Raw genomic sequence first — 16940 nt, 5'->3', positions numbered from 1 at the left:
GGGCCAGGCTCCGGCAGCCGCACCCACCGCCCCCGCGGAAGCTCCCGGCACCGCCCCGGGCGCGGCCCCCCCCGCAGCCCCCCCCGCCCCCCCCGCCCCCCCCCCCCCCCCCCCCCCCCCCGGGGCGGCCCCCCCCCGCCCCCCCCCCCCCCCCCCCCCCCCCGCCGCGCGCGACGGAACTGCGTACGGTGAAAGGGTGCGAATGACGGAGATGCTCAGGCGCTGGTGCGGCGGGCGCCCGCGGCGCGTCGACGTGGCGCTGGCGCTGGCCTGCTTCCTGGTCGCCGCCCCGGTCACCGCCGCCACCGCGTACCACCGCGACGCCTCGATCCCCGCCTACCTGCTGCTCCTGCTGGCCTCCTGCCTGCCGCTGCTGGTCCGCAGCCGGTGGCCGGTGCCGGTGGCCGCCGCGACGGTGCTGGTCGGGGTGGTCGAGCTGGTGGTGGTCCCGTTCACGCCCGCGCCGCACCCGGACGCCTTCGGGATCTCGCTGTTCGCGGTCGGCGTCGCCCTGTACGCCGTCGCCACCCGCACCGACCGGCGCACCGCCTGGCGCACCGGCTGCTGCGCCGCCGCGGTGCTCACCCTCACCGCGCTGGTCGCCCGCTCCGGCCTGGAGGAGCTCCCGCAGAACCTCGGGCTGATCGCCTGGCCCTGCCTGTCGGTGGCGATCGGCGACGCCGTCCGCAGCCGCCGCGAACTGCTCGCCTCCGCCGTCGAACGGGCCGAGCGCGCCGAACGCACCCGCGAGGAGGAGGCCCGCCGCCGGGTCACCGAGGAGCGGATGCGGATCGCCCGCGAGCTCCACGACGTGGTCGCCCACCACATCACCCTGGTCAACGCCCAGGCGGGCGTTGCCCACCACCTGATGCGCACCGACCCCGAGCACGCCTACCAGGCGCTGGAGCGCATCCGCGACACCAGCCGCGCCGCCCTCGACGAACTGCGCGCCACCGTCGGCCTGCTGCGCCACAGCGGCGACCAGGCCCCGCCGCGCGAACCCGCCCCCGGCCTGGCCGGGCTCGACGACCTGCTCGACGCCTTCCGGCACTCCGGCCTGGAGGTCGCGGTGGAACGCGCCGGGGAGTCCGACGGGCTCCCGCCGATCACCGACCTGACGGCCTACCGGATCATCCAGGAGGCCCTCACCAACACCCACAAGCACGCCGGCCCGGCCACCGCCCGGGTCCGCCTCGACTTCGCCCCCGGCCTGCTGCAGGTCACCGTCGAGGACGACGGCCGCGGCACGGAAGGCGCGGGGCGCCCGGGAGCCGCGGGAGCTGCGGGAGCCGCGGGGGCCGCGGCGGGCGGGGGAGGGGCGGCCGACGGCACCGGGCACGGCATGATCGGCATGCACGAGCGCGCCCGCGCCGTCGGCGGCACCCTCACCGCGGGCCCCCGCCCCCGCCGCGGCTTCCGCGTCCACGCCGCCCTGCCGCTGCCCACGGGCGGCGGCCGGAAGGGCTGCGGGACGTCGTGACCGGCCGCCACCGCCACCCCCGCCGCCCCCGTCCACCGGAGAGGACCCACCGATGACCGTCCGCGTCCTGCTCGCCGACGACCAGGCGCTGCTGCGCGGCACCTTCCGGCTGCTGATCGACTCCGTCCCCGACCTGGAGGTGGTCGGCGAGGCCGGCACCGGCCGGGAGGCCGTCGCGCTCGCCCGCGAACTGCGCGCCGACCTGGTCCTGATGGACATCCGGATGCCCGACCTGGACGGCCTCGCCGCGACCGCGCTGATCACCGCCGACGAGGACCTGGCCGGGGTGAAGGTCCTCGTCCTCACCACCTTCGAGAACGACGAGTACGTGGCCGAGGCCCTGCGCGCCGGGGCCAGCGGCTTCCTCGGCAAGGGCATCGACCCGGCGGAACTGCTCGACGCCATCCGGGTCGTGGCGGCCGGGGACGCCCTGCTCTCCCCGGCCGCCACCAAGGCGCTGATCGGCCGTTTCCTCGCCCAGCCCGACCCCGGCCGGCGCGCCGCGCTGCCCCGGCTGGACGTGCTCACCGCCCGCGAGCAGGAGGTGGTCGCCCTGGTCGCGGCCGGACTCTCCAACGACGACATCGCCGAGCGGCTGTTCGTCACCCCGCTCACCGCCAAGACCCACGTCAACCGGGCGATGACCAAGCTCGGCGCCCGCGACCGCGCCCAACTCGTCGTCATCGCCTACGAGACCGGCCTGGTCCGCCCCGGCGGCCCGTGACGCCCGGCGGCCCGTGACGGGTCAGCGCCCCTCCCGCCCGGCGTCCAGGTAGGCCAGGACGGCCCGGACCCGGCGGTTGGTGTCCTGGTCGTCGGCCAGGCCGAGCTTGCCGAAGAGCGCGGTGGTGTACTTGCTGACCGAGCCCTCGGAGAGGAACAGCCGGGCCGCGATCGCCGCGTTCGACAGCCCCTCGGCCATCAGCGCCAGCACCGCGCGCTCCCGCTCGGTCAGCGCGGCCAGCGGGTCGGCCCGGGCCGGGCGGCCCAGCAGCTTGGCGACCACCGTCGGGTCCAGCGCGGTGCCGCCGTCGGCGACCCGCTGGACGGCGTCCATGAACTGCCCGGCGTCCAGCACCCGGTCCTTGAGCTGGTAGCCGACACCGCCGTGCCCGTCCGCGAGCAGCTCCCGGGCGTACAGCTGCTCGACGTGCTGGGAGAGGATCAGCACCGGCAGGCCCGGGAAGCGCTGACGGGCGGCCAGCGCGGCCCGCAGGCCCTCGTCGGAGAACGCCGGGGGCAGCCGGACGTCGACCACCGCCACGTCCGGCCGGTGGGCGAGCAGCGCCTCCAGCGCGGCGGGCCCGTTGTCGACGGCGGCGACCACCTGGTGGCCGTACGCCTCGACCAGGCGCACCATCCCCTCCCGGAGCAGGAAGAGGTCCTCGGCTACGACAATTCGCACGGCACCGCCACGGTGATACGAGTGGGTCCCCCGGCGGGGCTGTCGATCTCCAGCCGCCCGCCGAAGGCCGCCGCGCGGCGCTCGACGCCGCTCAGGCCGGACCCGGCGGACGCGGCCGCCCCGCCGATTCCGTCGTCGCTCACCGTAGCAGTCAACACCCGGTTCGCGTACGACAGTTCGATCCGCACCAGGTGGGCGTGGGCGTGCTTGGCGGCGTTGGCCAGCAGCTCCGCGACGGAGAAGTACAGCGCCGCCTCGACCGGGCGCTCGGGCCGCGACGGCACCGCGCTGACCACCTCCACCTCCACCGCGGCGTCCAGCGCCAGCGCCCGGACGGCGTCCACCAGGCCGCGCTCGACCAGCACCGGCGGGTTGATGCCGCGCACCAGCGCCCGCAGTTCGGCCAGCGCCCCCGCCGAGGTGGCGCGGGCCTCGGCCAGCAGCCGCTTCGCCGCCTCCGGGTCCCGGTCGACCAGGTGCTCGGCGGCGCCCACCGACATGCCCAGCGCGACCAGTCGGGCCTGCGCGCCGTCGTGCAGGCCGCGCTCGATCCGCTCCAGTTCGGCGGCCTGGGTCTGCGTCAGGTCGGCCCGGATGCCCTCCAGTTCGGCCACCCGCCACCCCAGCCGGGTGGAGGCCACCGGCCCCAGCAGGCGGTGCCCGACCGGCCCCAGCACCCGCCAGGCGAACGGCGCCGCGGCCAGGCCCGCCACCGCCAGCGCCGCCCCGACGACCGGGCGGCCGGGCAGCAGCGCCGCGCCGAACCCCAGCCCCAGCAGCGGCAGCGCGGCCACCGGCAGCACCGTGACGGCGGCGGCCAGCATCCACACCCCGTCCCCGTGCAGCTGCGGGTCGTGGAACCGGGCGTGCACCGCGGCCCGGCGGCGGGCCTCCCGCTCGGAGCGGTGGTACTCCTGCCCGTCCCACCAGAACCCCGTCGCCATCCGGGTCACCGGCCGGGCCCGCCGGTACTCCACCGCCAGCTCCAGGCCCAGCCAGCGCGCCGCGCAGCGGCGGGCCGCCCCCGCCAGCGCCCGGCTGGTGAACGGGTGCACCGTCCACACCGCCACCCCCACCCAGAGCGCCACCAGCAGGGTCTCCCCGAACACCGCCAGCGCCCGCAGCGGCAGCGCCGCCGTCGTCCCGGCCGACCACGAGTAGGCCAGCGCGGACCCGGCCCACCCCACCGGCACCGCGACCACCGCCAGCAGGCAGGTCGACACCACCAGCACGGCCGAGCGCCACAGCCCGACCCCGACCGCGGCCGCCCACCGCACCGGCCCGCCCCGCGAGACACCGCCCACCGTTCCGTCCCCTCCCACCGCGTCGAGCGCCACCGCCTCCCCGGACGGCGCACCCCGACCCTACGGAGCGGGCGGCCGGACCGACATGGGCCTGCCCGTACGGCCGGGTGGGGCTGGGCCCACTCCGGACGGGTCGTCGCCCCGGGCCGACTGCCCGCGCAGGGCCGACTGCCGGCGCAGGGCGTCGAGCCGGGCGAGGCGGGCGTCCAGCGCGGTCAGGGCGGCCGCCGTGTCGGAGCGCACCCGGGCCCGCGCCAGGTCCAGCCGGTGCAGCAGGTGCTCCCAGCGGGCCTCGGGCGTGTCGGGTGTCGTGAGTGTCGCGGCGCGGTCGGGCGTCGTGGCGCGGTCAGGCGCGGCGCCGGTTGCTGGCGTCGCGGAGCCGTTCGGTGCGGTCGGAGAGGGCATCGAGGCGGGAGGCGAGGTGGTCGTGGTCGTCATCGAGGTGGGGGCGCATGTCGTGGAGGGGGGCGAGCAGGTCGGCGGCGTCGGCGGTGCCGAGCGCCGCGGTGAGGGTCTGCTGGGCGGGGCGGGCCTCGGGGCCGAGTCCGGCCGAGGTGAGCTGGGCGGCCAGCACGCGCAGTTCGGCGGCGTGGTCGCGGGCCCAGGCGGTGACGGCGCGCTCGGCGGCCCGGTGGTCGCGGACGGCCTTGACCCGCCCGGCGCCGGTCTCCGCGGCGGGGGCGCCCTCGGCGCGGCGCAGGCGCAGGTAGCGGTTCTCGGCGGCCTGGCGGCTGGCGACGCCCATGGGGTGCGCCAGGTCGGCCCAGGTGGCCCCGGCGGCGCGGGCGTCCTCCACCAGGCCGGCCTCCCAGCCGGCGAGCTGGGCCCGCAGCTCGCGCAGCAGGACCAGGGCGGCGAGGGCCGGTTCGGGGCCGGGGTCGGGCGGTTCGCCGGTCGGCGCCCCCGCTCCGGGGCGCTGGGCGGCGCGGACGGCGTCGTCGATGGTGGCCAGGGCCGCGACGGCGGCGAGCAGCGGCACCGGTGCGGCGGGCCGCTCGGGAACGGGGGGCGGCTTGCGACTCATACTGTCACCCTAACGATGACGAACCTGCTTTGTCATCCATCGGATGACGTGTTAGAACGGTCCCAGGTGATGTGCACCGGCACCCTTTGATCCCACAGGAGGTGTTTCGCGATGCTGCTGCGCACCGACCCGTTCCGCGAACTCGACCGGCTGACCCAGCAGTTCCTGGGCACGACCGGCACCTGGTCGCGCCCCACCCCGATGCCGCTGGACGCGTACCGGGCCGGCGACGAGTACGTGATCTGCTTCGACCTGCCGGGGGTGGACCCGGAGGCGATCGACATCGACGTCGAGCGCAACGTGCTGACCGTCAAGGCCGAGCGCCGACCGCGCCAGCAGGGCGAGGACGTGCAGTGGGAGCTGTCCGAGCGTCCGCTGGGCGTCTTCTCCCGGCAGGTCGTGCTGGCCGACACCCTCGACCCGGACGGCATCACCGCCGAGTACGACGAGGGCGTGCTGACGCTGCGCATCCCGGTCGCCGAGAAGGCCCGGCCCCGCAAGGTGGCGGTCGCGCGCAGCGGCACCCGCCACCAGCTCCAGGCCTGACCGGGCCCGGCCCGACCAGGCCCGGCCGCGCCGTACCCCGCGGGCACGGTGCGGCCCGGTACCCCCGGCAACCCAGGCCCGCCCCCCCCCGCAACGCGGGCGGGCCGCTCCAGAACGGCGAGCGAGCCCATGGCGGTCCGAGCGGAGAGCGTCCGAGTGGAGAACCCCTTCCTGGTGCGGGTCCGCGGCGAGGTCGACGCCGACACCGCCCCCCGGACCGGCCGCGAACTGGCCCGCGCCCTGGCCGAGCACCGGGAGGTGGTGCTGGACCTCTCGGAGGTGACGTTCATGGACTGCGCGGGCCTGCGCGTCCTGCTGGCGGCCGGCGAGCAGGCCGACCGGACGGGCGCCCGGCTGGTGCTGCGCGGCGCGGGCCGCCCGGTGACCCGGCTGCTGGAGCTGACCGGGCTGGACCTCGCCGGACTCGAACGTCCCGGCGGGGCCCGGCCCCGCGCCGGGCGGTCCGGTGCCGAGCGGTCCGACGCCGAGCGGTCCGACGCCGGGCGGTCCGACGCCGGGCGGTCCCGCGTCGTCCGGCCGCGCGCCGTCAGGGCCGGCCGGTGAGGGCCGGGTCGGCGGCGTCGAGGGACTGCAGGATCTGCTCGACGCTCTGCTTGGCGTCGCCGAACAGCATGCTGGTGTTCTCCCGGAAGAACAGCGGGTTCTGCACGCCCGCGTAGCCGGAGGCCATCGAGCGCTTGAAGACGACGACCCGCTCGGCCTCCCAGACCTTGAGGACGGGCATCCCGGCGATCGGGCTGGCCGGGTCGTCGAGGGCGGCCGGATTGACGGTGTCGTTGGCGCCGATGACCAGGACGACGGAGGTGTCGGCGAAGTCCTCGTTGATCTCGTCCATCTCCAGGACGACGTCGTAGGGGACCTTCGCCTCGGCCAGCAGCACGTTCATGTGGCCGGGCAGCCGGCCCGCCACCGGGTGGACGCCGAAGCGGACCTCCACGCCGCGCTCGCGCAGGCGGCGGGTGAGCTCGGCGACCGGGTGCTGGGCCTGGGCGACGGCCATGCCGTAGCCGGGGGTGATGATGACCGACCCGGCGGCGGCGAGGAGCTCGGCGGCCTCCCGCGCGGCGATCTCGTGGTGCTCGCCCTGCTCGGCCTCCCCGCCCGCCGCGGCCTCGATGCCGAAGCCCCCGGCGATGACGGAGAGGAAGGAGCGGTTCATCGCCCGGCACATGATGTACGACAGGTAGGCGCCGGAGGAGCCGACCAGCGCGCCGGTGACGATCAGCAGGTCGTTGTCGAGCAGGAAGCCCGCGGCGGCGGCCGCCCAGCCGGAGTAGCTGTTGAGCATCGAGACCACGACCGGCATGTCGCCGCCGCCGATGGAGGCGACCAGGTGCCAGCCCAGCAGCAGCGCCAGCACCGTCACGGCGACCATCAGGGCCAGGTCCGGGCTCGCGGTGAACCAGGCGGTGAGCACGGCGAAGGCGCCGAGCGCGCCCAGGTTGAGGGCGTTCTTGCCTGGCAGCACCAGCGGGCGGGAGGCGATCTTGCCGGAGAGCTTCAGGTAGGCGACGACCGAGCCGGTGAAGGTGACGGCGCCGATGAAGATGCCGATGAACACCTCGGCGTGGTGGATGGACAGCAGGTCGGCGGCGACCGCGGTCTGCGCGTCGCCGTGCCGCTCCACCTCCAGGTAGCTGTTCCAGCCGACCAGCACGGCGGCCAGGCCGACGAAGCTGTGCAGGACGGCGATCAGCTCCGGCATCTCGGTCATCTCGACCCGGCGGGCCCGCCACAGGCCGATCGCGGCGCCCAGCGCCGTCGCCAGCAGGATCAGCGCGACGGCGCCCGCGCTGATCGAGCGGGAGGCGACCACGACGGTGGCGGTCAGGGCGAGGGCCATCCCGGCGATGCCGTAGCCGACCCCGGCCCGGGAGGTGCGGTGCTGGGAGAGGCCGGCCAGGCTGAGGACGAACAGCAGGGCGGCGACCAGGTCCGCGGCGTGCGCGGCGGTGAGGGACGTCATCTCGGCTCAGCCTTTCGAGAACATGCTCAGCATGCGGCGGGTGACGGCGAAGCCGCCGAAGACGTTCACGCTGGTCAGCAGGATCGCCACGAAGGACAGCACGGTGACCAGGGTGCTCTCGTGCCCGATCTGCAGCAGCGCGCCGATCACGACGATGCCGGAGATCGCGTTGGTCACCGACATCAGCGGCGTGTGCAGGGCGTGGTGGACCTTGCCGATCACGTAGTAGCCGATGACCACGGCGAGCGCGAACACCGTGAAGTTCTCCGCCAGTTGGGCCGGGGCGAAGGCGACCAGCAGGAACAGCGCGAGCATCCCGGCGCCGATCAGGCCGAACCGGACGGCGGGCGTCGTCCGCGGGGGCGCGGCGGCGGCCGGGGCGGCCGGGGGAGCGGCGGGCGCGGCCGCGGCGGGCGTCGCGGAGACGGCGACCGGCGGGGGCGGCCAGGTGGTCGCGCCGTCCCGGACGACCGTCACGGCGCGCTGCACCACGTCCTCGAAGTCGATCGCCAACTGCCCGTCCTTGCCGGGCGTCAGCAGCTTCAGCAGGTTCACCAGGTTGGTGCCGAACAGCTGCGAGGCCTGCGCGGGCAGCCGGGACGCCAGGTCGGTGTAGCCGATCAGGGTCACCCCGTTCTCGGTGACCACCGTCCGGCCGGGCACCGTCCCGGCCACGTTGCCGCCCTGGGCGGCCGCCATGTCGACGACCACGCTGCCCGGCTTCATCGCCGCCACGTCCTCGGCGGTGAGCAGCTTCGGCGCGGGGCGGCCGGGGATCAGCGCGGTGGTGATCACGATGTCCACGTCCGCGGCCTGGGCCCGGTACAGCTCGGCGGCGGCCCGGTCGTAGTCCGCCGAGGTGGCCTTCGCGTACCCGTCGGTGCTCGCCTCCTGGGCGACCTGCACGGCCAGGTACTCGCCGCCCAACGACTTGACCTGGTCGGCCACTTCGGGACGCGGGTCGGTGGCCCGGACGATCGCGCCCAGGCTGGAGGCGGCGCCGATCGCGGCCAGCCCGGCCACGCCCGCCCCCGCCACCAGCACCTTCGCGGGCGGGACCTTGCCCGCCGCGGTGACCTGTCCGGTGAAGAACCGGCCGAAGGCGTGCGCGGCCTCGATGACGGCCCGGTACCCGGCGATGTTGGCCATCGAGCTGAGCACGTCCATCGACTGCGCCCGGGAGATCCGCGGCACCGCGTCCAGCGACAGCGCCGTCACCCCGCGCTCCGCCAGCGCCGCCAGCAGCTCCGGGTGCTGCGCGGGCGCCAGCAGCCCCACCAGGACGGCGCCGGTGCGCAGCCGCTCCACCTCGGCGTCCGACGGCGCGTTCACCTTCAGCACCACGTCGGCCGCCCAGGCGTCCCCGACGGCGGCGCCCGCCGCCGCGTACGCCGCGTCGTCGAACCCGGAGGCCGCACCGGCACCGGGTTCGACGACCACGTCGTAGCCGAGGGCCAGCAGCCCGCGCACGGTGGCCGGGGTCGCCGCGACCCGGGTCTCCCCGGGCACGGACTCGGCTACCACGCCGACCCGTTGGGGCGGGCGGGCGGAGGAGTCGTATCCAGACATCGCTCGTTCTCTCTCGTCGGAGGAGGTGGTGCCGGACGTGTTCGGTGATCGAGGGGGAGTACTTCCCCCTGGTCGCAGGAACCTAGACTCCCGACCCCTCCCGGCAGAACGGGGCGAACGGTGAAATGTGTCACCACAACTCCCACCGACCGGACTACACCGCGGGGCGTGACGCGGGGCGGGGGGAGCTGTTCCAACTGGTGCTGACCGGCCGTGCCCTAGCATTGCGGTGCTCTCCGTCCCACGGGAACGGAGGGCTTCGCTGCCTGGGGGTGTGTTTCGGCGCGAATCCTCTTCGTCCACCATGGAGTCCTTGCCATGACCCGTCTTCAGCGCCGCTTGGTCGACCTCGGGGTCTTCGCCGTCGCACTGGCGCTGCTCGCGGTGCTCGCCGGCATCCTCGAGATCGACGCGGGCAAGGTCTCGACGTCGGGGCACTACGTGTGGCAGGTGCAGGCGTGGCTGGACGGGAGGTTCGACCTCGGTCCGAGCCCCGGTCCGTGGGTGGTCGACGACAAGATCACCGTGAACGGCCACTACTACCTGATGTACCCGCCGTTCCCGGCGATGGTCATGCTGCCCTTCGTGTGGCTGTTGGGTGACGGGTTCAGCGACGTCTGGTTCACCTGGGGGGTGGCGGCGCTCAACGTGGTGCTGGTGTTCCGCACCCTGGAGCTGATGCGGCACCGCCGGATCACCCGGCGCACCACGCTGGAGAACCTCGTCCTGGCCGCGGTCTTCGGCTTCGGCACGATCTCGCTGTGGCTCTCGCTGGGCGGCAAGGTCTGGTTCACCGGGCAGTTGATGAGCACCGCCTTGATCCTCCTGGTGCTGCACAGCACGGTCTGCCGCCGCTGGTGGGCGGCCTGGCTGGGCGTGGGCCTGATCGCGCTGACCCGCACCACCGAGATGGTGGTGGGCGTCGTCCCGGCCCTGGTGTACCTCCGCGACCTGGGCGTGGGCCGCCGGAGCGCCGTCCGCTGGCCCACCCCGCGCGAGGTCGCGGCCGCGGTGGTTCCGCTCGCGGTCTGCGGCGCGGTCCTGCTGGCCCGCAACAAGCTGTACTTCGGCAGCGTCACCAGCACCGGCTACGACATCCACTCCGCCAACGACGTGGTGGTCTTCCCGTACGGGCTGATGAACTGGCGCTACGTCTGGCCGAACTTCGTCATCGACTTCCTGCGCTTCCCCGACTTCCACTACACCGGCGTCAACGACGCGCACCCGGTGATGAGCCTGCGGGCCGACGGCATGGGCACCAGCATCTTCTTCAGCACCCCGCTGATGCTGCTGTTCCTGGTCTCCTCGCAGGGCAGGGCCGCCGACCGCTGGATGCGGACCGTGATGTGGACGGGCACCGCCGCCCTGTTCGTGCCCGTCCTCCTGTTCCAGGCGGCCGGCTACGACCAGGTCGGCGCCCGCTACCTGCTCCCGATCTACCCCACGCTGTTCCTGCTGCTGGCGATGCGCACCGACCGGATCGGACCCCGCTGGGTGGTGCTCGGCGGGCTCGGGGTCTTCAGCAACATCCTGCTGGCGAAGGCCTTCTGGGCCGGACCGCTGAACAGCCAGTGGGTCAGCGGGCCGAGCAGCCGGTTCGCCTGGGCCGCCGCCGCGATCGTCATGGCGGTCTGCGTGCTGACCTGTTGGCTGCTCGCCCGGGAGACCCCGAACCGGTCGGGGGGCGCCGGTCCGGCCGTACCGCATCCGCGGTCGTCGGCGGGAGACCGTCCGTTTGCCGGGAATTAACCGTTCGGTGACCGTGCCGTTCCGAGACCGGGAGATTCTCGGAAAACTGCCGTCCGACGGACAGAACGATCGTGAACTGGGAGAAAAGGCCCACGAGGTGGGTTCCGCCCCGCCGGGCACCGGACCACTGGCCGGACCCGTGTGAGAGGTTGGCTGGATCGTGCCCTACCATTGCGGTGCTCCGTCCTGAGAACGCGGACGGCCACGCCGCCTGGGGGTGTGTTTCGGCGCGCGATTTCTCATTGTCCACCGTGGAGCTTCTGTCATGATTCGTTTCCGGCGTCGCTTGGTCGACCTCGGGGTCTTCGCCGTCGCACTGGCGCTGCTCGCGATGTTCGCCGGCATCTTCAAGATCGACGCGGGCAAGATCTCGCAGGCGCCGCACTACGTGTGGCAGGTGCAGGCGTGGCTGGACGGGAGGTTCGACCTCGGTCCGAGCCCCGGTCCGTGGGTGGTCGACGACAAGATCACCGTGAACGGCCACTACTACTCGATGTACCCGCCGTTCCCGGCGATGGTCATGCTGCCCTTCGTGTGGCTGTTGGGTGACGGGTTCAGCGACGTCTGGTTCACCTGGGGGGTGGCGGCGCTCAACGTGGTGCTGGTGTTCCGCACCCTGGAGCTGATGCGGCACCGCCGGATCACCCGGCGCACCACGCTGGAGAACCTCGTCCTGGCCGCGGTCTTCGGCTTCGGCACGATCATGCTGTGGCTCTCGCTCGCCGGGATGGTCTGGTTCACCGGGCAGTTGATGAGCACCGCCTTGATCCTCCTGGTGCTGCACAGCTCGATCTGCCGCCGCTGGTGGGTGGCCTGGCTGGGCGTGGGCCTGATCGCGCTGACCCGCACCACCGAGATGGTGGTGGGCGTCGTCCCGGCCCTGGTGTACCTCCGCGACCTGGGCGTGGGCCGCAAGACCGCCGGACGGTGGAACTTCCGCCCGGCCCGGTGGCCCTCCCCGCGCGAGGTCGCGGCCGCGGTGGTTCCGCTCGCGGTCTGCGGCGCGGTCCTGCTGGCCCGCAACAAGCTGTACTTCGGCAGCGTCACCAGCACCGGCTACGACATCCACTCCGCCAACGACGTGGTGGTCTTCCCGTACGGGCTGATGAACTGGCGCTACGTCTGGCCGAACTTCGTCATCGACTTCCTGCGCTTCCCCGACTTCCACTACACCGGCGTCAACGACGCGCACCCGGTGATGGACCTGCGGGCGGGCGGCATGGGCACCAGCATCTTCTTCAGCACCCCGCTGATGCTGCTGTTCCTGGTCACCTCGCAGGGCAAGGCGGCCGACCGCTGGATGCGGACCGTGATGTGGACGGGCACCGCCGCCCTGTTCCTGCCCGTCATCATGTTCCAGGCTGCCGGAGCCACCCAGGTCGGCGCCCGCTACCTGCTCCCGATCTACCCCACGCTGTTCCTGCTGCTGGCGATGCGCGCCGACCGGATCGGACCCCGCTGGCTGGTGCTCGGCGGGCTCGGGATCTTCAGCAACATCCTGCTGGCGAAGGCCTTCTGGGCCGGACCGCCGAGCAGCCAGTTCGCCTGGACCAGCGGAAGCATCGTCGCGGCCGTGGGCGTGCTGACCTACTGGCTGCTGGCCAGGGAGAACCGCGCCCGACCCGGCAGCGGCGCGGAGGATCCGGGCCCGGACGGCACCGCCACGACGGCGCACCGCGACCGCCCCTCCACCGTGGCGGAATCGGTCACTGCGTCCTGACCCGCCTCCCCGACCCGCCGCCACGGTCCATCCCGGACCCACCCCCCCTCGTAGGACCCCCCGCAGTTCCACCCGCACGACCCTTGCACCGCTCACACCGACAGACGGTCTTCCCGTGAAGACCATGAACCGAGGATCTGGCCAGACATGGAATCCAGCAACACGCCGGCCGAGCCGAAGCCGGAAACGGTCGTCATCGGCGCCGGCCCCGCCGGCCTGACCGCCGCGTACGACCTGACCAAGCACGGCTTCCCGGCTCGGGTCTTCGAGGCGGACAGCGTCGTCGGCGGCATATCCCAGACCGCGGAGCGCGACGGCTGGCGCTTCGACATCGGCGGCCACCGCTTCTTCACCAAGGTCGCCGCCGTCGAGGCCCTCTGGCACGAGATCCTCCCCGACGAGGACTTCCTGCTGCGCCCGCGGATGAGCCGCATCTTCTACCGCGGCAAGCTCTTCGACTACCCGCTGAAGGCGGGCAACGCGCTCAAGGGCCTGGGCGTCATCGAGGCCGTGCGCTGCATCGGCTCGTACTTCTGGGCCCGGGTCCGCCCGCCGAAGGACCAGTCGCACTTCGAGGGCTGGGTCACCGCCCGCTTCGGCCGCCGACTGTTCTCGATCTTCTTCAAGACCTACACCGAGAAGGTGTGGGGCATGAAGACCACCGAGCTCCAGGCGGACTGGGCCGCGCAGCGGATCAAGAACCTGTCGCTGATGGCCGCGATCAAGAACGCGGTGCTGCCGAGCCGGAACCAGAAGGACATCACGTCCCTCATCGAGGAGTTCCAGTACCCGAAGTACGGCCCGGGCATGATGTGGGAGACCGCGACCGACAAGGTCCGCGCCCAGGGCGGCACGGTCGAGATGAACACCCGCGTCGAGAAGGTCTTCTGGGAGCAGGGCAAGGGCGCGGTCTCCGTCGCCGTGGCCGGCCCCGACGGCGAGGTCTCGCAGGTCCCGGCCGAGCACGTGGTGTCCTCCACCCCGATCTCGCACCTGGTCCGGATCATGGAGCCGGCCGCGCCGGCCGAGGTGATCGAGGCCGCGAACAACCTGCGCTACCGCGACTTCCTCACCGTCGCCCTGGTCGTCCCGGAGAAGGACGGCTTCCCGGACAACTGGATCTACATCCACAGCCCGGGCGTCAAGGTCGGCCGCATCCAGAACTTCGGCTCCTGGTCGCCGTACCTGGTCAAGGAAGGCCGCACCTGCCTCGGCCTGGAGTACTTCGTCAACGAGGGCGACGAGCTCTGGAACATGACCGACGAGGAGCTGGTCAAGCTCGGCACCGCCGAGCTGGAGCAGCTGGGCCTGACCAAGCCGGGCAGCGTCGAGGTCGGCTACGCGGTGCGCATCCACAAGGCGTACCCGATCTACGACGACCGCTACCAGGCCTCCCTGGACGTCATCCGGGCCTGGCTGGCCGAGGCCGTGCCGAACGTGCACCCGATCGGGCGCAACGGCATGCACCGGTACAACAACCAGGACCACTCGATGATGACCGCGCTGCTGACCGCGGAGAACATCCGCACCGGCTCCACCCACGACGTGTGGGAGGTCAACGTCGAGGAGGAGTACCACGAGGAGGGCGGCGACTCCAAGCGCTCCACCCCGGCGGGCACCGGCCGCGACGCGCCGTTCATGCCGCGCCAGGACGCGGGCGAGCGCACCTCCGCCTGAACCCGGCGGTGAACCGGTAGGCAGGCAGTGACGGGCGGGCGGTTCCGGGGGAGACCCCGGGGCCGCCCGCCCTTCGCGTCGCCCGGCACTGACCGACCGTCAGTCCCCCCTGCCACGCTCTTCCCATGACCGACACCAACGCCGTTGCGCAGCGCACCGACTGGCACACCACCCACCTCGGCAGCCAGCCCATCCCCGTCCACTGCGGCCGCCTCGCCTACGACATCGACCTCGGCGAGTGGGAGTGCGCCTGGTGCGACGACCGCGTCCACGTCCGCGACGTCCCCGGCTGGCCGCACCCCGTCCGGACCCCGCGGTGAACCCGGCCGACAGGCGGGCTAGTCGACGACAGAGACCCCTGTGTTCTGGCAGGCGGTCAGCAGCCAGCGGCCGTCGGCCTGCTTCGAGACCACGTACAGCGGGGCGCCCTCGCTCTCCTCGCCCGGGGACAGGTAACGCTGACGGATCTTGACTGCCGCGACGTCGGGACGGATGAAGAGCACGTGGACGACCTGGTAGGTGACCCTGCCGTCCCAATTCGCCGCGGGAAGGACCTTGCGGGTGAACTCCGAGATCGCGTCGAGGCCGATGAGGACCTTGCCGTGGGCCGTCGTCCAGATCGCGTCCGGGTGGAAGAGGCCGAGGAACTCTCCGGGGTCCTTGTCCTGCTGGGAGCGCTCGACGGCCGCGACGAGCCGGTCGATCGCTTCGAGGTCCGCCGCGCGGGGTGTGGATTCCCCGGTCATGTGATTCATCGTCACACCTCGGGCGTGGTTGAGGTCGAGCGCGCGTGATCACCTGGCGATGCCGCCGACTTCTCGACGGTGTAGCGCAGTTGGGCGAAGCCGCCGATGTCGCTGGTGGACTCCAGGTCGTCGTCCGGTCGGGCGATGTGGCCGTCGAGGCTGGTGCCGACGAAGACGGTGGCGCTGAACGTCATGAGATCTTCCTGAACTGGTGTCGAGGTGGGCGCGGAGCAGGGACGCGGGACGTCGGTGCCGGGCGGAGCCCGCCCGTCGCGGCGGTGCCGGCTCCGGTGGCCGGGCACGGGTGGAAGCGGGGTGCTCATCGGGGGGGTGCTCATCGGGTGGTGACACCGGTCGGCGGTGCCGTCGGCTCGGCGTTCCCGGTGCGAGTGGGCGGCACGGCTGCGACGGCCGTCGTGCGCACCGCCTCGGCCGGCAGTCGCGGCTCCAGGACGAGCAGCAGGAAGGCCCCTGCCGCCGAGCAGACCGCCAGCACCAGCCAGGGGAGTCGGCCGTCGACCGCCAGCAGTCCGGTGAACAGGGACGGCGCCAGGGTCTGCGAGAGTGCCCAGGAGAGTTGGTAGGTGGCCAGGTAGCGGCCGCGCGCCTCGGCGGGGGCGGCGCTCACCGAGAGCGCGCCCGCGCTCGGGCTGTGCACCAGTTCGCCGATCGTGTACAGGACGAGCAGTCCGACCAGGCCGGCCATCACGCCGCGGCGGGGCACCGCGTCGAGCAGGGCGAAGCCGAGGAACGCGGTGGCGAAGACCGCGGCGCCGACCGCGGCCACCCGCGTCCGCCGGGCGAAGCGCCGGCTGAGCGTGCCGACCGGCACCCCGGCGAAGGCGCACAGCGCGGTGTTGACCGCGAAGAGCGGGCCGGCCACCGAGGCGGGGAGGTCGAACCGGCTCACCGCGTACACCGGCAGCAGCACGCTGAGCGCCGAGTAGCCGAGGGCGATGAGGAAGTTGGCCGCGGTGAGGCCCGCGTAGGGACGGTCGCGCAGCACGGTGCGGTAGTCGGCCCGCTGGCGCCCGGCCGCAGGGCGGACCCGGGGGGTGGTCCTGATCCGCAGCGCGAACAGGGCCGCGACGAAGAAGGTGGCCGCGTTCAGCCACGCCACGGCCAGGAAGCCGTCGTCCCCGGCGAGTTGGACCAGTCCGGCCGCGAGCAGGCCGCCGGCGCCGAGGCCGGCGTTGTTCACGCTCCGGCCGAGGGCCATCAGCCGGTCGCGGTGCTCGCCCTCGGTGAGCTCGCCGATCAGCGCCTGCTGGGTGGCGGGGAACGCCTGCGCGCCGGCCGCGCTCAGGGTGGCCACCAGGGCGAAGACGGACAGCGTGGTGCCGAGCGGGAAGGCCAGGAAGCCGAGGCCGCGGACCAGGTAGAGGGCCAGCCGCACCCGGCGGGCGCCGAACCGGTCCACCGCCCAGCCGCCGACCGGCATGGCCCCCATCGCGAGCAGTCCGGCGGCGGTCAGGACGGTGCCGATCGTCGGCAGCGGCAGTCCGGTGATCCGCTGGAAGAAGACCAGGCTGAACGGGACGTACATGCCCGTGCCCACGGCGTCCACCAGCATCCCGGCGATCAGGTTCCGCTCGCCGGGTACCCGGCGGTCCTTCGCCTTCATTCCGACTCCTCAAGTCGACTGCGTTGTCCGTGGAACAGAGGCCTCGCGCCGGCGCCGCCCGGGGTTCCGGCGAGCAGGTCGGCCGCACGCCCGTGTCCGGGCGCGTGGC

The 16940-nt window shown here is 73.6% G+C and carries 16 protein-coding genes; 8 read left to right on the top strand and 8 right to left on the bottom strand.

Annotation, left to right across the window (positions count from 1 at the left end; translation table 11 throughout):
* The first annotated feature begins 202 nt into the window (after window positions 1-202).
* Together ACFY00_RS31240 and ACFY00_RS31235 are read left to right on the top strand one after the other, a co-directional pair.
* Window positions 203-1480, top strand: coding sequence for a sensor histidine kinase (locus tag ACFY00_RS31240; protein WP_388035656.1), 1278 nt, complete (start codon window positions 203-205; stop codon window positions 1478-1480).
* 52 nt (window positions 1481-1532) lie between these two features.
* Window positions 1533-2204 (top strand): response regulator, encoded by a 672-nt coding sequence (locus ACFY00_RS31235; RefSeq protein WP_388035648.1) that lies wholly within the window; start codon window positions 1533-1535, stop codon window positions 2202-2204.
* Between the two features lie 21 nt (window positions 2205-2225).
* On the opposite strand, the gene ACFY00_RS31230 is transcribed toward ACFY00_RS31235, so the two are convergent.
* The 3 genes from ACFY00_RS31230 to ACFY00_RS31220 form a co-directional block, all read right to left on the bottom strand.
* The gene (locus ACFY00_RS31230) at window positions 2226-2885 is read right to left on the bottom strand and encodes a LuxR C-terminal-related transcriptional regulator (protein WP_388035645.1); all 660 of its coding nucleotides are present in this window, start codon (window positions 2883-2885) and stop codon (window positions 2226-2228) included.
* Window positions 2870-4189 (bottom strand): sensor histidine kinase, encoded by a 1320-nt coding sequence (locus ACFY00_RS31225; RefSeq protein WP_388035643.1) that lies wholly within the window; start codon window positions 4187-4189, stop codon window positions 2870-2872. Before ACFY00_RS31225 ends, ACFY00_RS31230 begins: the two co-directional genes overlap by 16 nt.
* Before the next feature lie 346 nt (window positions 4190-4535).
* The gene (locus ACFY00_RS31220; RefSeq protein ID WP_388035641.1) at window positions 4536-5213 is read right to left on the bottom strand and encodes a hypothetical protein; all 678 of its coding nucleotides are present in this window, start codon (window positions 5211-5213) and stop codon (window positions 4536-4538) included.
* 111 nt (window positions 5214-5324) lie between these two features.
* On the opposite strand from ACFY00_RS31220, the gene ACFY00_RS31215 reads away from it, so the two are divergent.
* The gene (locus ACFY00_RS31215; protein ID WP_388035639.1) at window positions 5325-5759 is read left to right on the top strand and encodes an Hsp20/alpha crystallin family protein; all 435 of its coding nucleotides are present in this window, start codon (window positions 5325-5327) and stop codon (window positions 5757-5759) included.
* Between the two features lie 129 nt (window positions 5760-5888).
* Entirely contained in the window at window positions 5889-6323 is a 435-nt protein-coding gene (locus ACFY00_RS31210) for an STAS domain-containing protein (RefSeq protein ID WP_388035637.1), read from the top strand.
* On the opposite strand, the gene pntB is transcribed toward ACFY00_RS31210, so the two are convergent.
* Complete coding sequence (gene pntB / locus ACFY00_RS31205; RefSeq protein WP_388035634.1) at window positions 6307-7746, bottom strand: Re/Si-specific NAD(P)(+) transhydrogenase subunit beta; 1440 nt, start codon at window positions 7744-7746, stop codon at window positions 6307-6309. The genes ACFY00_RS31210 and pntB overlap by 17 nt on opposite strands.
* Before the next feature lie 6 nt (window positions 7747-7752).
* Entirely contained in the window at window positions 7753-9315 is a 1563-nt protein-coding gene (locus ACFY00_RS31200) for a Re/Si-specific NAD(P)(+) transhydrogenase subunit alpha (RefSeq protein ID WP_388035633.1), read from the bottom strand.
* 318 nt (window positions 9316-9633) lie between these two features.
* On the opposite strand from ACFY00_RS31200, the gene ACFY00_RS31195 reads away from it, so the two are divergent.
* The 4 genes from ACFY00_RS31195 to ACFY00_RS31180 all read left to right on the top strand — a co-directional run bounded on the left by ACFY00_RS31195 (window position 9634) and on the right by ACFY00_RS31180 (window position 14781).
* The gene (locus tag ACFY00_RS31195; RefSeq protein ID WP_388035632.1) at window positions 9634-11064 is read left to right on the top strand and encodes a hypothetical protein; all 1431 of its coding nucleotides are present in this window, start codon (window positions 9634-9636) and stop codon (window positions 11062-11064) included.
* Window positions 11065-11329: 265 nt separating this feature from the next.
* Window positions 11330-12784 (top strand): hypothetical protein, encoded by a 1455-nt coding sequence (locus tag ACFY00_RS31190; protein ID WP_388035631.1) that lies wholly within the window; start codon window positions 11330-11332, stop codon window positions 12782-12784.
* A 147-nt stretch (window positions 12785-12931) separates the two neighbouring features.
* Window positions 12932-14461 carry an NAD(P)/FAD-dependent oxidoreductase gene (locus ACFY00_RS31185; protein WP_388035629.1) on the top strand — a complete coding sequence of 510 codons (1530 nt, stop codon included), beginning with the start codon at window positions 12932-12934 and terminating at the stop codon, window positions 14459-14461.
* A 125-nt stretch (window positions 14462-14586) separates the two neighbouring features.
* Window positions 14587-14781 (top strand): hypothetical protein, encoded by a 195-nt coding sequence (locus tag ACFY00_RS31180; RefSeq protein ID WP_388035627.1) that lies wholly within the window; start codon window positions 14587-14589, stop codon window positions 14779-14781.
* Between the two features lie 18 nt (window positions 14782-14799).
* Here ACFY00_RS31180 and ACFY00_RS31175 read toward each other — a convergent pair whose 3' ends face one another.
* From ACFY00_RS31175 to ACFY00_RS31165, 3 genes are all read right to left on the bottom strand, one after another.
* A complete protein-coding gene (locus ACFY00_RS31175; protein ID WP_388035624.1) occupies window positions 14800-15216 on the bottom strand; it encodes an SgcJ/EcaC family oxidoreductase in 417 nt (138 codons plus the stop codon).
* A 2-nt stretch (window positions 15217-15218) separates the two neighbouring features.
* A complete protein-coding gene (locus ACFY00_RS31170; protein WP_388035623.1) occupies window positions 15219-15401 on the bottom strand; it encodes a hypothetical protein in 183 nt (60 codons plus the stop codon).
* Between the two features lie 140 nt (window positions 15402-15541).
* Window positions 15542-16831 carry an MFS transporter gene (locus ACFY00_RS31165; RefSeq protein ID WP_388035620.1) on the bottom strand — a complete coding sequence of 430 codons (1290 nt, stop codon included), beginning with the start codon at window positions 16829-16831 and terminating at the stop codon, window positions 15542-15544.
* Between the last annotated feature and the right edge of the window lie 109 nt (window positions 16832-16940).

This window comes from Kitasatospora sp. NPDC001540 (assembly GCF_042894345.1).
GTDB lineage: Bacteria > Actinomycetota > Actinomycetes > Streptomycetales > Streptomycetaceae > Kitasatospora > Kitasatospora phosalacinea_C.
The sequence above is the reverse complement of the archived record's forward strand: the minus strand, read 5'-3'. Positions and strand labels throughout refer to the sequence as shown.